The 14,615-nt window shown below is 40.0% G+C and carries 13 protein-coding genes; 3 read left to right on the plus strand and 10 right to left on the minus strand.

The features are described 5' to 3' along the window. Nucleotides 1-28: 28 nt before the first annotated feature. The 3 genes from AB6N04_RS10660 to AB6N04_RS10670 all read right to left on the minus strand — a co-directional run bounded on the left by AB6N04_RS10660 (nt 29) and on the right by AB6N04_RS10670 (nt 2,550). The gene (locus tag AB6N04_RS10660; protein ID WP_369308281.1) at nt 29-1,129 is read right to left on the minus strand and encodes a serine protease; all 1,101 of its coding nucleotides are present in this window, start codon (nt 1,127-1,129) and stop codon (nt 29-31) included. A gap of 46 nt (nt 1,130-1,175) precedes the next feature. Beyond that, nucleotides 1,176-1,871, minus strand: coding sequence for a hypothetical protein (locus tag AB6N04_RS10665; RefSeq protein ID WP_369308282.1), 696 nt, complete (start codon nt 1,869-1,871; stop codon nt 1,176-1,178). 64 nt (nt 1,872-1,935) lie between these two features. Next, nucleotides 1,936-2,550 carry a hypothetical protein gene (locus tag AB6N04_RS10670; protein WP_369308283.1) on the minus strand — a complete coding sequence of 205 codons (615 nt, stop codon included), beginning with the start codon at nt 2,548-2,550 and terminating at the stop codon, nt 1,936-1,938. A gap of 411 nt (nt 2,551-2,961) precedes the next feature. On the opposite strand from AB6N04_RS10670, the gene AB6N04_RS10675 reads away from it, so the two are divergent. Together AB6N04_RS10675 and AB6N04_RS10680 are read left to right on the plus strand one after the other, a co-directional pair. After that, a complete protein-coding gene (locus tag AB6N04_RS10675; RefSeq protein WP_369308284.1) occupies nt 2,962-4,659 on the plus strand; it encodes an NAD-dependent malic enzyme in 1,698 nt (565 codons plus the stop codon). A 317-nt stretch (nt 4,660-4,976) separates the two neighbouring features. Beyond that, nucleotides 4,977-5,876 carry a rhomboid family intramembrane serine protease gene (locus tag AB6N04_RS10680; protein WP_369308285.1) on the plus strand — a complete coding sequence of 300 codons (900 nt, stop codon included), beginning with the start codon at nt 4,977-4,979 and terminating at the stop codon, nt 5,874-5,876. A 50-nt stretch (nt 5,877-5,926) separates the two neighbouring features. Here AB6N04_RS10680 and AB6N04_RS10685 read toward each other — a convergent pair whose 3' ends face one another. From AB6N04_RS10685 to AB6N04_RS10705, 5 genes are all read right to left on the minus strand, one after another. Beyond that, on the minus strand, nt 5,927-6,709 hold the full coding sequence (locus AB6N04_RS10685; protein ID WP_369308286.1) for a sulfite exporter TauE/SafE family protein: 783 nt from the start codon (nt 6,707-6,709) through the stop codon (nt 5,927-5,929). Further along, nucleotides 6,709-7,554 carry a MurR/RpiR family transcriptional regulator gene (locus AB6N04_RS10690; RefSeq protein WP_369308287.1) on the minus strand — a complete coding sequence of 282 codons (846 nt, stop codon included), beginning with the start codon at nt 7,552-7,554 and terminating at the stop codon, nt 6,709-6,711. Before AB6N04_RS10690 ends, AB6N04_RS10685 begins: the two co-directional genes overlap by 1 nt. 17 nt (nt 7,555-7,571) lie before the next feature. Further along, the gene (locus tag AB6N04_RS10695) at nt 7,572-8,933 is read right to left on the minus strand and encodes a PTS transporter subunit EIIC (RefSeq protein WP_369308288.1); all 1,362 of its coding nucleotides are present in this window, start codon (nt 8,931-8,933) and stop codon (nt 7,572-7,574) included. Nucleotides 8,934-8,993: 60 nt separating this feature from the next. After that, nucleotides 8,994-9,911: an N-acetylmuramic acid 6-phosphate etherase gene (murQ, locus tag AB6N04_RS10700; protein WP_369308289.1), complete on the minus strand. Its 918-nt coding sequence runs from the start codon at nt 9,909-9,911 to the stop codon at nt 8,994-8,996. A gap of 169 nt (nt 9,912-10,080) precedes the next feature. Further along, a complete protein-coding gene (locus AB6N04_RS10705) occupies nt 10,081-10,773 on the minus strand; it encodes a carbohydrate-binding family 9-like protein (protein WP_369308290.1) in 693 nt (230 codons plus the stop codon). 663 nt (nt 10,774-11,436) lie between these two features. Between AB6N04_RS10705 and sanA the strand changes: the two genes are divergently transcribed. Continuing rightward, a complete protein-coding gene (sanA, locus tag AB6N04_RS10710) occupies nt 11,437-12,141 on the plus strand; it encodes an outer membrane permeability protein SanA (protein ID WP_369308291.1) in 705 nt (234 codons plus the stop codon). Between the two features lie 13 nt (nt 12,142-12,154). On the opposite strand, the gene yeiB is transcribed toward sanA, so the two are convergent. Both yeiB and folE read right to left on the minus strand, forming a co-directional pair. After that, complete coding sequence (gene yeiB, locus AB6N04_RS10715) at nt 12,155-13,306, minus strand: DUF418 domain-containing protein YeiB (protein WP_369308292.1); 1,152 nt, start codon at nt 13,304-13,306, stop codon at nt 12,155-12,157. A gap of 3 nt (nt 13,307-13,309) precedes the next feature. After that, the gene (gene folE / locus AB6N04_RS10720) at nt 13,310-13,969 is read right to left on the minus strand and encodes a GTP cyclohydrolase I FolE (protein ID WP_369308293.1); all 660 of its coding nucleotides are present in this window, start codon (nt 13,967-13,969) and stop codon (nt 13,310-13,312) included. Nucleotides 13,970-14,615: the final 646 nt, after the last annotated feature.

The raw sequence follows: 14,615 nt of genomic DNA on the forward strand, positions 1-14,615 counted from the left end.
ACATATTTATCTTTTATTATTATCAATTTTAGTTAAAACTAAAAGATGCCCCAGAAGAATAACCACTATAACTAAACTCCGGTACACTCGGCATTGAAGGCATTGAATATCTATCATCAAATGAACTCATTGAATTATCCATTGATGACATACTATCTCTTAGATTATCAATCATACAATCGTACTGTTCCACATCAGGCTTATAATTAATCGATGGCGAATCAAATAGTCCCGTTTCAGGCAATATATAATCTGGTTTTTCAAGATAATACTCTGAAAGAGGATTTTTATGTTCAAATTCAGTTTGCCCTCGCCAATCAGTTTGTACAGAAAATCGGCTATTATCGCCAGATGGAAAATCCCAGAATGAGAACCTGTTAGTTCCCCTATCGATTAGTGGGTTACCGGTTTCATATGTTAACCCTTTAATGTAGTCTATATCCGCATACACTTTAGGTGAGTCAAAAAAATCATAGGTATTTTTTAAGCTAATGATTCCACTGTCATAGACATTGTCTATATCTGCAACCCTTCGTAGCCAACGGTGTATTTGAGGCTGCTTACTAGCAGGTGCATCATACATACTCTCAACCATCGTATTTAAGATCCCCAAACTTAATTCAGCTTCTTTTTCTGTATTTCCTACCGCATCTAGCGATTTTTCCCAATAAAACTCTCGCGTTTCTTTATCTGGAAGCACATCGAAAAAAGGTTGCAAAGTCCAGGTTTCCGCTGGCAGTCCATATCTGTTAAAAACATCTTCATGAAATACCATTGCTTCTTCATGATTTATATCTCCGTTTATTTCTGTTTCGCCATCTTTAAATCGACTTTTGAGTGTTTCTATATAACCATAAGCCATATCCATCCTTATTTTATTAAGAGTATTAATATTAAATTCTAGTCCATTTTCTTCCATTACTTCTTCTAAATAGTTTAATGCAAAAGCACCTGAAAATGAGTCCTCTTTTACCACACTATTTGCTAATGCTGCATAACGATCTCCTTTGACTTCTAAATATGTATACATTATCTCTGGGTTATTGGTCATATTCAATATTCTAGAAGCCATAGATATATCCTTTCTATTTAACTTCATATTTCCTTGTCTTTTACTTTCTCTATCCATATATTATTCCTATTTTTTCATATGTTGTTCGATAAAATTCCTTATCCTATTTTTTCATATGTTGTTCGATAAAATTCCTTATCCTATTTTTCATTTCATTCCAAATAATTAATTCTTCTACATTGAGCTTAACCTCTATTTTTATTTTATATTCAGGAACTAAAAAAAAACCATTACATCTACTATATTTTTTCTTAGGAATCACCCAAATACATCTAAAAAAGTCTGTTATTTCATCGTTATCTATCCTCCAATAATATCCAAACTTATCATTTTCAGGATCACTATATTTAGTTAGTTTTTTTAATTTAACCTCACTAAAATACAACCCTAGTTTTTCATCATATACAATATCTCCTTTTATTTTCTCCTCCCCCCAGTCAAGATATATATAGCGTTTATGCTCTAGATACCCCTTTATCTTGTCATTTAATGGTTCAATAGAGACTCTTATCGTTTTTTTCTTTGTTGTAACTTCATCATAATCAACAGGTTTCATTTCAGGCCAACTCATTCTCAATGGCAATACCCGAAAATTAGCCTCACACCCCTTTTTATTTTTAATAAACCTCGGATCAAAATAACCATACCCTTCATATTCAGCAATAAAATCAACATATTCCTGCGGTACTTCAACAATATTGCCATTAAACTTTCCACACACAAATCCAGGTCGGTTTTCCCCATTCGCAATACAAGAGAATAATAACAACGGCAAAATTAAGCTAAAATATAATTTCATAACATCTTTTTACCTTATAATTTATATAATTTTCAACTATTAGAATCACATTTATTAGATGTTATTATTTAGCCGTAGACAACACTTTATTCATCCGTTCATACCATTTATTAATAATGACTTTTTGTTTATTAGTGGCTTTTTTTTCCTTTTCTAACATCACTTTCATCAAACTGTATAGTACCGATAACTCATGGTCTCTATCTCCAGATGCCGCCATGATTTTTTGCCAATAATGCTCTTTTTCTTTTTCGTCTAATACCGAAAACACAACACCTAAAACCCAAGCCTCTTCTGGTATTTTATTACGTAACATAACCAGATAATGTAACTCATCTGCTTCTTTATATGTCATATCATGAGACACGCTTTTCCCTAAGCTTTGCTTTATTATCTTTTTGTTTAATACGGTGAGCGTCTCTAACGCATGGTCATAGTGCAGTTTATCCATTAACTTTTTATTGATAGGCTTACCTTTTTCTTTCATGACCAAATAAAAGTAATCTGCCACAATGCGACCAAAAATGGATGAGCCATATTTGTTCTCATAAAGATAATGGTCGACCTCGCTGATTGTTCGTGCCAAATTATAATTAGCTTTCGAATAATTAAAAAAACTCAAAAATAAAACAAAGGTTAATAATGATAATTTTTTATATTTTAAAATTAAACCAATCATACAATACTCCTTATTAAGGGTAATTTAAGACAAAACAGCCTTAATAACTTATGAAAAATAAAAACATGCAGCAATATATGATACTTTAAAATATAGTTTTACTGGCATTTAGTTAAAAACTCATTTATATGACGAAAGATAAACATAAATTAAAAAATTTTGAAAATAATAAAACACGTCATTTTCGCCTTTAAATCTAAAAAGTTGATTAAAACCATAGTGTGACTAACCGTGATCTCCCCGTCGTAATTGCAACGTCAAACGATGCTTTAGTTTCATTCCTTAACTAAATTCTTTATTATGTCTACAGAAATTTTAACGATTTTGCATCATTATTTACTGTACATATTTTCTGTTTAGCTTAGGATCTACCCTGACTTTGTTGATTAATCGTTCGAAGAGTGATATTTCATGGAACATGAGTACGAAACCAAACGCCCTCTCTATATACCCTACGCTGGCCCAATTTTACTTGAATTCCCTTTATTGAATAAAGGAAGCGCCTTCACTGAAGAAGAGCGTGCTAACTTTAATCTGCATGGACTGTTACCTGAACAAGTTGAAACTATCGAAGAGCAAGTTGAGCGTGCTTATCGCCAATTAATAGATTTCAAAAGTGACATAGATAAGCACATTTACTTAAGAAATATTCAAGATACCAACGAGACTTTATTCTATCGCTTGATTGATGCCCACTTAACCGAAGTGATGCCAATCATCTACACCCCAACGGTGGGTGAAGCGTGCGAACATTTCTCTGATATCTATCGTCGTGCCCGCGGTTTATTTATTTCTTATCCAAACCGTGAACACATTGACGATATGCTACAAAACGCCACGAAACAAAACGTAAAAGTTATCGTTGTAACCGATGGTGAGCGTATTTTAGGTCTTGGTGACCAAGGTATTGGCGGAATGGGCATTCCAATTGGTAAGTTATCGCTGTACACCGCATGTGGTGGTATCAGCCCTGCTTATACGTTACCAATTGTTATTGATGTGGGGACCAATAACCCACAACGCCTAAACGACCCACTGTATATGGGATGGCGTCATCCACGTATCACAGGCGACGAATACAACGAATTTATCGATGAGTTTGTGCAAGCGGTTAAACGTCGCTGGCCAAATGTTTTACTGCAATTCGAAGACTTCGCACAAAAAAATGCGATGCCGTTATTAACCCGCTATCGTGATGAGCTGTGCTGCTTTAATGATGACATTCAAGGCACTGCATCCGTGGCTTTAGGTAGCTTAATTGCCGCCAGCAATGCAGCGGGCAGTAAACTGAGTGACCAACGTGTGACTTTCTTAGGTGCAGGCTCCGCAGGTTGTGGTATTGCTGAGCAAATCATTGCCCAGATGAAATCCGAAGGGTTAAGCGATGAAGAAGCGCGTGCACGTATTTATATGGTTGACCGCTTTGGTTTATTAACGGATAAATTGCCTAATTTGCTCGATTTCCAAGCAAAATTAACGCAAAACAGCGCCAATTTAGCTAGCTGGGATGTAGACAGCGACTCAATTTCTCTGCTGGATGTGGTTCGCAATGCCAAGCCAACCATTTTGATTGGTGTATCAGGTCAAGCGGGCTTATTCACGGAAGAGATCATCAAAGAGATGCACAAGCATTGTGAACGTCCGATTGTGATGCCATTGTCCAACCCAACCTCACGCGTTGAAGCTCGCCCAGAAGACATCATCAATTGGACTGACGGAAAAGCGTTGGTAGCAACGGGAAGCCCATTTAGTCCTGTAACTTACAAGGAGCAAGTTTTCCCTATTGCCCAGTGCAACAACTCCTATATTTTCCCAGGTATTGGTTTAGGGGTTATCGCATCAGGTGCCAAACGTGTCACTGATGGCATGTTAATGGCCGCGAGTCGTGCATTAGCAAGTTGTTCACCATTGGCGAAAAACGGCGAAGGTGCTTTATTGCCACTGCTGTCTGATATCCAAGAAGTGTCTCGTATTATTGCAAAACAAGTCGCTAAAGAAGCGCAAATTCAAGGTGTGGCAACGGTCACATCTGACAGCGCATTAGATGAGGCGATTGAACGTAATTTTTGGAAACCGGAATACCGTAGCTATAAACGCACTTCATTCTAATTGATTGTTTTAATAGTAAAAGGCGCATAAGATTGCGCCTTGAGGTTGTTGACAAAGTGGGATAAAAGCGTGGTTTTTCCCACTTTGTGTTATCAGGCGAAAATCAATATATTGATTTTCCTTGTTTATTTTCAAAACCTATCCAACCTGCCGCCAAACATGTTATGTTTGTCAGCAGTCTGAAGGCGCATAAGATTGCGCCTTTTTTATTAATTCGTTAATCCGAAAAACGAAAAAACAAGTTCGGACAACTGTAAATTGCGGTAACTGCTTAGCTTATTTAATATATCAATATAACGCAGAGATAGGATATTGAAATGGCTAACCCTTTAGAGACACAAACTTCCCATAAGACAAAATTTTCGATTTGGGCTATGGCACTTACCCTATTCATAATTGCCATCAATATTACCGTGTATTTTTACCAGTTAATCTACGCCGCCCCCCTTGATTCCCAAGAGAATAACTTATTAATATTTGGTGCCAATGTTTATCAACTTTCCTTAACGGGAGATTGGTGGCGTTATCCGATGAGTATGGTGTTACATTCAGGGGGCTTTCACCTTGCCCTAAACACCTTGGCATTATTTGTCATTGGCATCGAGTGTGAACGAACTTACGGTAAATTTAGGTACCTCGCGATCTACCTTTTCTCTGGTATTGGTGCGGCATTCTTTAGCGCTTATTGGCAATACAATGAAAGTATTCGAGAAGCCGCCAACCGCGCATCAATCAGTTCATGGAATAGTTTATATCTCCCTGATAATACAGTTTATATTACCGTAAGCATTGGTGCTTCAGGTGCTATTATGGGGCTTGCAGCGGCATCGGTTATTTATCTCTTAAAAGCCATCAATAATCCCAGTTTATCCATTACAGAAAAAAGCCAATTAAAACGCCCGCTGTACAATATTATTGGGATGATTGCCTTAACTTTAGTCAATGGATTGCAATCTGGTATTGATAATGCGGCACATATCGGTGGTGCTATTTTAGGCGCGCTAATTAGTGGTGCCTTTGTGATCGCACCGCAATCTACACCTTTGGCTAAACACCTTTCTAGTATATTAATTTCATTGATTGCAGCAGTATTACTTATATTCGCCTTGCATCAATATTCGTCCTCACAAGATGAAGATCTTAACGATGAACGTGTTTTTATTTACCAAGAGATGGAAAAAGAGCTAAACCACTTAAAAAAATGGGATTTAGATTAGCGAGAGCGAGATAGCCCTATGATTAATACCGTTAATATAGGGCTATCAGTTTAAAATGAAAATAAATTCAGTGTCATCATAACGGCACTACAGGTGATCAGTAGCAGAGTGATATATTGGAATGTACGCTCTGACAGATGGACCAGTAAATACTTCGCTACGGGCATCACAATTAATGCCCCAGCACATAAGATAAGTGCTAGTTTTAAATCGGTATAACCATCCTGTGCATAAGCCAGCGCCGATGATCCTGATAATACCGTTGTAACAAAAATCGATGTCCCTATCGCCTGCTTAATATTCAATTGCATATAGCGCAGCAACATTGGCAAGACAACCACACCACCGCCAACCCCTGTAGCGCCTAGAACTACCCCCGCTAACACTGCGGGAAGCGCCATAGATTTCAATTGGGTCGGTTGAACCATTCTTTTTTTTATAGGTACAGCAAAAAACATTCGCTGAACAAATAAATAAAGAGAGAAAATAATTGCTGCTGCAACGAGCAGGTTGATCCCCCATTCGACTTGTTTTTCGTATCCCGCAAGTCCCCCCAGCCAAGTGACCAATAAGCTAGCTAAAAACGTACTGGGTAACATAATTGCCAATACAATCATTGCCCCTTTGAATGGAATATTCCCGAGACGAAAGTGCATATACGAAGAGGAAATTTTCATCAACATCGACAAAAAGTTTGCCGTTGCCACCGCAGCTAACGCATTTAAACCAAAAAAGTAAGTGAGTATCGGTAAGACGATCACCCCGCCGCCAACACCCGTAGTGCTAATAATCAGCCCGATCACCGCGCCGATGGCTAACTCCGTTAAAATCATTAATTTTTGCCTTGTATCAGGGCTCGCCGCCCTTTTTGCAGTGCTGCATCGGCGTCACTACCTGCGAGTGTGAGATATTTAAAAAAAAGCGTATCGAACGTCACCATCTGCAGAACTTGCGGGGTAATAACCCCAAGTTGCGTGTGCTGTTCATCATAAAAATACGGTAAAGTGAAATCTGCCAATTTTGTCGCGTCATCCTGCCCAAAACGGCATAAGGCGACTGTAGAACAACCTGCTTCTTTTGCAGCACGGATCATACTATTGATTTCTTGCGTATTTCCGCGGGCAGTGACTGCAATCGCAAAATCATCAGCCCCTAAATTCGCAGAGTAACTGAGCTGCACATGCAGATCATAGCTAAATAAGGTGTGTTTATTTACTCGGATCAGTTTGTGGAAAATATCACTGGCTACTATCGCTGAAGAGCCAATACCAAATAATACAATACGCTTGGCATTGACCATACGCTTAGCCACCTCATCAACCATTGATGGCTCTAATAGTTCAAGGGATTTTTCAATTGCCGAAATAAACATTTGTCCTGTTTTGGCAATAATCTGTGCAGTGTCATCACTACGACTCAAATTACCATACAGGCTTTCTGCTTTATGTTGCTTCTCATCAGAGAGATAATCCACCTTAAATTCAGGATAGCCACGGTAACCCATTTGGCGTGAAAAGCGAATAACAGACGCGCTACTAACACCAGCTGCTTGTGCGAGTTCAGCCGCATTCATGGCAATTAAGCTTTCGCGATTATCAAGTAAGAATTTCGCGATCCGCTGTTCTGTGCCTTTACCTCTTGTCTGTAAGCTTTCCAGTTTTACCGTCAGTGTCGACATGGCTGTTCCTTATTTCATTATTTTTCAGGATCGGTGAAGCCTATTATCATACTGGCAATGAATCCGACAATCCATGCACCTGCAACGGCAATAAGAAAATCAAGGATTTGGCCATCACCCACCAATGGGAGCAACGATAGCCCAGCAGTGCCAAATGGGATGATGATCCCCACATGGAAAAATGCCATTAATGCCCCACCGGCTGCACCACCAATACAACCCGCAATGAAAGGTTTACCCAGTGGCAATGACACACCGAATAACAACGGCTCACCTACACCAAAGATCCCCACTGGTAACGCACCGACTAAGGTTTTTTTCAAGCGCGGATTTTTGGTTTTTAAGAATACCCAGAAACAGGAACCCACCTGCCCCATACCGCCCATGGCTAAGATAGGAAATAAATAATTTAAACCAAAGGTTTGTAAGATTTCTGCGTGGATTGGAATTAAGCCTTGGTGTAACCCTGTTAACAATAAGAACAAGAAACTCCCCCCTAAGATCCCCCCCGTTGCTACCGCACCACCACCACTATTTAATAACGCAACAGAGACTCCTTGGGCCAAAATTTGATTTAAATAATGTCCCGCAGGTTGGAATACAACAATCGCGACCATCGCTGACACTAAAATGGTCACAAATGGCGTCACAATCAGGTCTAAGCTCTCTTTAATGATACTTCTAAACCACACTTCAAATTTGGAGGAGAACACTACCACCATCAAGACCGCAAAAATCCCGCCGCTATTTGGCACTAATTTTGCACCAAATAAGGTGATATCAGCTAACCCTGGCATTGACAACAAGCCTGCCATGACCGCACCAATCGATGTGGATGCGCCTAACTCTTTTGCCGTATTAACCCCAATCATAATAGAAAGGTAAGCAAACACGGCACTACCAATGAGCTTCAATAATTTGAAGAGCTCTGGGAACTGCTCAACCACACCAGGTGCAACTAAACGGACGATATTAATCAGCCCCATAATCAGACCACAGCCAATGAGCGCAGGAATGGTTGGTACAAAAATTGCGGCTAACGTATTAAGGGTACGACGAATTGAGAAACCTTTTTTTTCCACAGGCGCTGAATTTTCGTTCCTTGTTGTTCCACTGCCTTGCATCCGCTTATTCATGACGGAAAATACTTTTGCAGCGGTTCCCATACCGACAATCACTTGCTGTTGTTCACCATTAAAAATAACGCCTTTCACCCCATCAATTTGCTTTAAAGCTTCGGCATCAAATTTTTCATTATCTTTTAATACTAAACGGATACGGGTCATACAATGAGTTAATGTTGCCACGTTCTCAAAGCCGCCTGCATATTTTTCTATTTCTCTGGCGAGTACTTCCAGATGCTCTATTTTATTAGCCATATCATTCCCCTAATGTTGGCGACGCTATTGCGTTAACTCACCCACATTGTTTACCCTAGATTAACGGCAAGTCGCTAACAAGCTATCCAATGTGGTATTTGGATGTTGTAGAACCAGCTCCGTTGCTTGCTGTGCATTAATTTGTAACTCATACATCAAAATGGCACGCCGTGGATGGTATTCCACTTGCGCTAATAATTGTGCTGCGGCGTCAATTTCAATACCGCAAACCTCACTGACAATACGTTCTGCTCGGCGCAATAACTTATAATTACTAGCGACAACATCAATCATTAAATTAGTGTGAATGCGACCTAGACGTGCCATTACACAAGTACTTAGCATCCCCAAAATCATTTTCTGTGCCGTACCACTTTTCATTCGTGTCGAGCCCGATAACACTTCAGGCCCAACGTCAGGGGCAATGGCCAATTTCGCCGCATCACTAATCAGCCCATGACCGCGCGTAGTGATCGCGACGGTTAACGCTCCGATTTCATTGGCATACTCAATGCCAGCAAGCGTAAACGGCGTTCGCCCACTTGCCGCGATCCCGACAACCACATCTTTGGAGCACAACTGGCGATTTTTCAATTCATTAACGGCGGCTTCTAATGAGTCTTCAATATTTTCAACCGCTTTTAGCATGGCATCTTGACCACCAGCAATAATGGATTGGACCAATTCAGGGGATGTACCAAACGTAGGTGGACACTCGGCACTATCGAGCACCGCCAAACGACCGGAGGTACCTGCACCAATATAAAATAGCCGTCCACCTTGTTTCATACACTGTGCGATGGCATCAACCGCCACAGCAATACTCGGTAAAACCTGTTGAATAGCCCCAGCAACTGTTGCATCTGCTTGGTTAATCGCGGTGACCATCGACAATGTCTCCAGCCGTGAAAACTGTAATGTTTCATGGTTGAACTCATTTTGTAGACAGTCATTCAGTGTATTTTCCGTTAGAGACATTAAATCGCCCTTTTATTGAAATTATATTTCATTAAAAATTACTACATATGAATTTAAATTTCAAACCAATTCGTGATAAATGAATCATTTCATCAGCGAACATGATCGTTCTCACAGTTCATTCAAAGAAAATCAGGTGGTTGCCGGCCATTAAAGACCGGCTAGCGAGTTACTTAACGAATTTGCAGGTACCAAAAGCTGATGGGATATGGAAATCTGGTTTCACAGAATCAGGCTTAACCCAACTGATCCATTTACGGACTTGCTTTTCTTCGCCCGCACTAAATTCACCACGTAAAATAGCGCACATGAGTGTCTGCTGGTCTTTGTCTTGCCACAGGTTTAAACGCGTGAATTCATCCAGATCGATTTTCCCTGTTACTACATAACCATTTGGGGTCATTTCACCAACTGTTTGCAGGGTTTCCCAGTTCCAGCTTGGATCAACTTCACGATAATAATTGGCTTTTGCATCGAAGGTACGCCCTTTCCCATCCATTTCTGCGGTATAGTAAGGCTTAAGTTCGGGACTGGTGGCGAAAAACAACTCTACACGATCAGAATCTAACACGGCTTGGTCTTTATCAACGTTATCACCTAGCTGAACGTCTTTGTCATCGGCAATAAAACGAAAATAAAGTGCTTCATCACTCCAAAGTGCGCGGAAATCTGTTTTTGGTGGCGTTTCTTTTTCCCACGGATAAATAAAATCAGTTAGCACTTCAGCTTGCTGCCAAACCGCTTCATTTTTTGCATCATTTAATGATTTTAATTGGTCAGTATGTTTAATCTGGTACTCTTTTGCCGCAACACTCGCAGTGATAAGCATTGCGCTAGCTGCAAATAATGTGGTTAGTTTCATATTTCCCTCACGTATCCAATTCTCATCTTTATTTTATGGGCTGATGGCTTTCACCGAAAAAGAAATGAAATTTCATCAATCAAACAAAATATAGAATTAAAATTTCAAAATAAATAGCCAATTGCGATAAAAAATGACGCTCTGTGAGGCAACTCACTTTTTGTCCCCTCTTCACACTCCAATTTTTCATCTAATATCTGATTAATTTTAAATCAATTATCAGGCTTAATAGCAGTCAACTTTAAATCCCCCCTCAACATTGACATGACTTTACGTTGAGCGACTTGCGTCACTAATTTAAGTCAAGTAGCCTAGAGGCTGTTTATCTTTGCTGCTGATTTTTACAGCGATAAAAAGGTCAAAAAACAATCCAAAAAATGGATAAATGTGTCCGTCGTACTGACTGGCGACGATTTGAATCAACTATTGTCACTAAACGCTGTCCATGAGTTCGATTAAAGCGCGTTGCTCTCATTTGATGCTACGTTGAGAGGCTGCTACGTTGAGAGGCTGTTGCCAAGTTCGCTAGGTAGAGAACCTCTCGCCTTGCCTAAAATGGCTTTAATTCGAATAAAAATTGACCATCAAAGATAAACAGACCCTAGAAGCGGGTCTACTGGGCTAATACTTTCATATTATGATTTTTATTTTCAAGGCTAGGACATGAGGAAACGTCTGATTATTGGTCTTCTGATACTTGCAGGGATAGCAGTAACGACCATTATTCTGCTTGATCGCTGGATTAGCTGGGATACAGCACCCTATATCTATGAAGATGTAGCGCAACTCCCTGCCCGTGATGTTGGTATGGTGCTTGGCACATCTAAGTACTATACGTCTGGTGCCACAAATCTCTATTATACCAATCGCATTAAAGGCGCAGCTGAGGCGTATCTCAGTGGTAAAGTAAAATATTTGCTACTCAGTGGTGACAACGGCGCTCATAATTACAATGAGCCGATTAATATGCGCAAAGACTTAATCAAAGCGGGTGTGCCTGCTTCTAAAATTGTGATGGATTTTGCTGGGTTTCGTACTTTAGACTCTGTAGTACGCACCAAAAAAGTGTTTGATACCGATAATTTCACGATTATCACCCAGCGTTTCCATTGTGAACGGGCGGTGTTTATTGCCAAGCATAAAGGCATTAATGCGCAGTGTTATGCGGTCCCTGCACCTGCTGGGATGTTCAAAGTCCGCGTCCGCGAAGCGTTTGCACGGCTAGGTGCTCTCGCTGATGTCTATGTTTTAAAACGTGAACCGAAGTTTTTAGGGGAGCCAGAATCCATTCCTGCCCCAATAAAAATGCCAGATGGCATTAAAGGCTACCCTGCGGTATCCCCTGATGAAGTGAGCAAATTAAACTAACAAATAGGCTTTTTCACCCAATCGTTTGATTTAGTTTTTCTGTCAGTTTTCGCCACGCCCATTCAAGTGGGCCTTGGTTGAAAAAACGTAACCAATAATACGAAAACAGAAAATTTGCTAACCAAACCAGCGGAATAAAAGCCAATAACTCAAAACGGGTAAATTGTGCAAAATACCCAAAGTGATAAAAAATCGTGGTGCAAATCAGCGTTTGTAAAATGTAATTACTCAATGCCATTCGACCAATATTTTGTAGCCATAAACTAGCCGCTGCATGTTGAATATTGCCCCAAAAACCGTATACCAAGGCAATATAACCCAGTGATTGAAAAGGAATAACTAACTCATTAATGATGTAGCCAATGATTGAGGTAGAAAAGTAACTCCAAGCAAACAGGCTCTGCACATATAACGCAACCACTTGAATTAACAGTGAAGGAACAATGAAAACAACCGCCATTCGGCGATAATGCATCGGGCTAAATTGGCCACACAACCAACCATTTCGTATTAATAGTGCACCAATGAGCATCAAGGCAGTGAGCTGCCAACCGTACTGAATAAATAACATTTGCAGCATCGCTTGAATTTCTTTCATGCGATAAATCACCCCCTCAATCCCCCCTATGGTTTTCGCGCTATATTCGAAAAATATTTGCTCATCAGACGTCTGCCAAAAATTTTGGGGATCGACTCCCCAACCTAAAACAAACAAAATGACCAAACCAATCAAATAAATAGATACCGCTATTTTCAATAACGCGCCATCGTCATATTGTGCCAATAGATACGTCGCTACCAGCCCCGTTAATGCATATGCCAGTAAAATATCACCATCCCAAAAAACAATGCCATGAATCGCTCCAAAGAAGGCTAAAACAAACAAGCGTCGATGATTCCAGCGTAAGGTTCTTGGCTGTAATAATGCTAATGTTGCACCAAATAAAATAGCGAAAATGGCGAGGACTTTTCCTTGGAAAAACAAGTTGAAAATAATCCAAATAAAGGCTTCTGAAGAGGATGTACTGGGAGTGTAATAGGGATTTAAATAGGCCGCCAATGGCAAAGCAAAACCAAAGATATTCAACAAAAAAATACCCAGAATTGCTATGCCACGAACGGTATCAAGTTGCTTAATGCGACCTGATGATAGGCTAGTTGTCATAAATTACAGATGGCGAACGGCACGTAAAAATTCTTGTCGCGTATTTTGACTCGACTTAAATAACCCACCTAACGATGTGGTGGTGGTTGCGCTGGTTGCATCACGAATACCCCGCGCTTTCACACAATAATGTACAGCATCAATAGAAACAGCAACGTTAGTCGTTCCTAACAATGTTTGCAATGCGACTAAAATTTGCTGCGTCAAACGCTCCTGAACTTGCGGTCGTTGGGAGAAAAACTGCACAATTCGGTTGATTTTCGATAGCCCAATCACTTTATCTTTCGGAATATATGCCACTGTCGCTTTACCATCGATAGTGACAAAGTGGTGCTCGCATGTACTGGTTAACGTGATGTCACGAACCGTCACCATTTCATCCACTTTCATTTTATTTTCAATTAATGTGATTTTAGGAAAATTGGCGTAATCCAACCCTGAAAAGATTTCATCAACGTACATTTTTGCGATACGTCGAGGTGTGTCCGCCAAGCTATCGTCCGTTAAGTCAAGGTTGAGCAGTTTCATGATCTCTGTCATGTGCCCTTCAATCAGTTGCTTACGCTCTTCGCCTGATTTTGCTTGGATACGCAAAGGGGTTTCTAGCCCTCTGGCTTCCAACGCAGCGTGAACTAATTCGGCCTCTTTACTGAGAGATGACATGTGATCCTCCACAAATGGTGTAACTATTTTTATAAAAATGCAGGTGTGCGCCGTACTCTAAAACAGCAGGTGCAGATAATCCAGTACAACTGCAACAACGGGGATGAAATATTTGCATTCGCATCAACAACGTTATTCACTATGGTAAACTCACTGTTGAAAACTACCATCATTTATAAAATATGATTAGCTAAATATTTTTTAACAATGATGTTTGTTGCCACGACGCTCTCCCCGCAATCCCCCTCTCACATCACCACGATTAATGATAGAAAGCCTGTAAAAACAATATAAAAAGCGATAACACTGCGACTTAATGGGGGTAACATCGACTTTATTAACACCATGTACATTCGTTGGGTTATAGGGACTCTTACCGAGTTCACTCGGCGGCAAACCTCTCCCCTTGCTTAAAATGGCGGTGATTCGAATGAAAATTGACCATCAAAGTTCAGCACTAGAAACATTGCGCATAGCATAGTTTACTTTCTTACTATTTAACATTAGCCCAACAAAAACAACTTTGTCGTTTTGTGTATTTATTTGTTCTTCATCTGCGTAATATCTGCCTAAAAGCTATCTGTAATCAATTTCTATTCATTCACCCAACTCATGATTTCTGCCATAATGTGCATGACGAACACAT

Origin of the sequence: Providencia rettgeri (genome assembly GCF_041075285.1) — a bacterium.
Lineage (GTDB): Bacteria > Pseudomonadota > Gammaproteobacteria > Enterobacterales > Enterobacteriaceae > Providencia > Providencia rettgeri_G.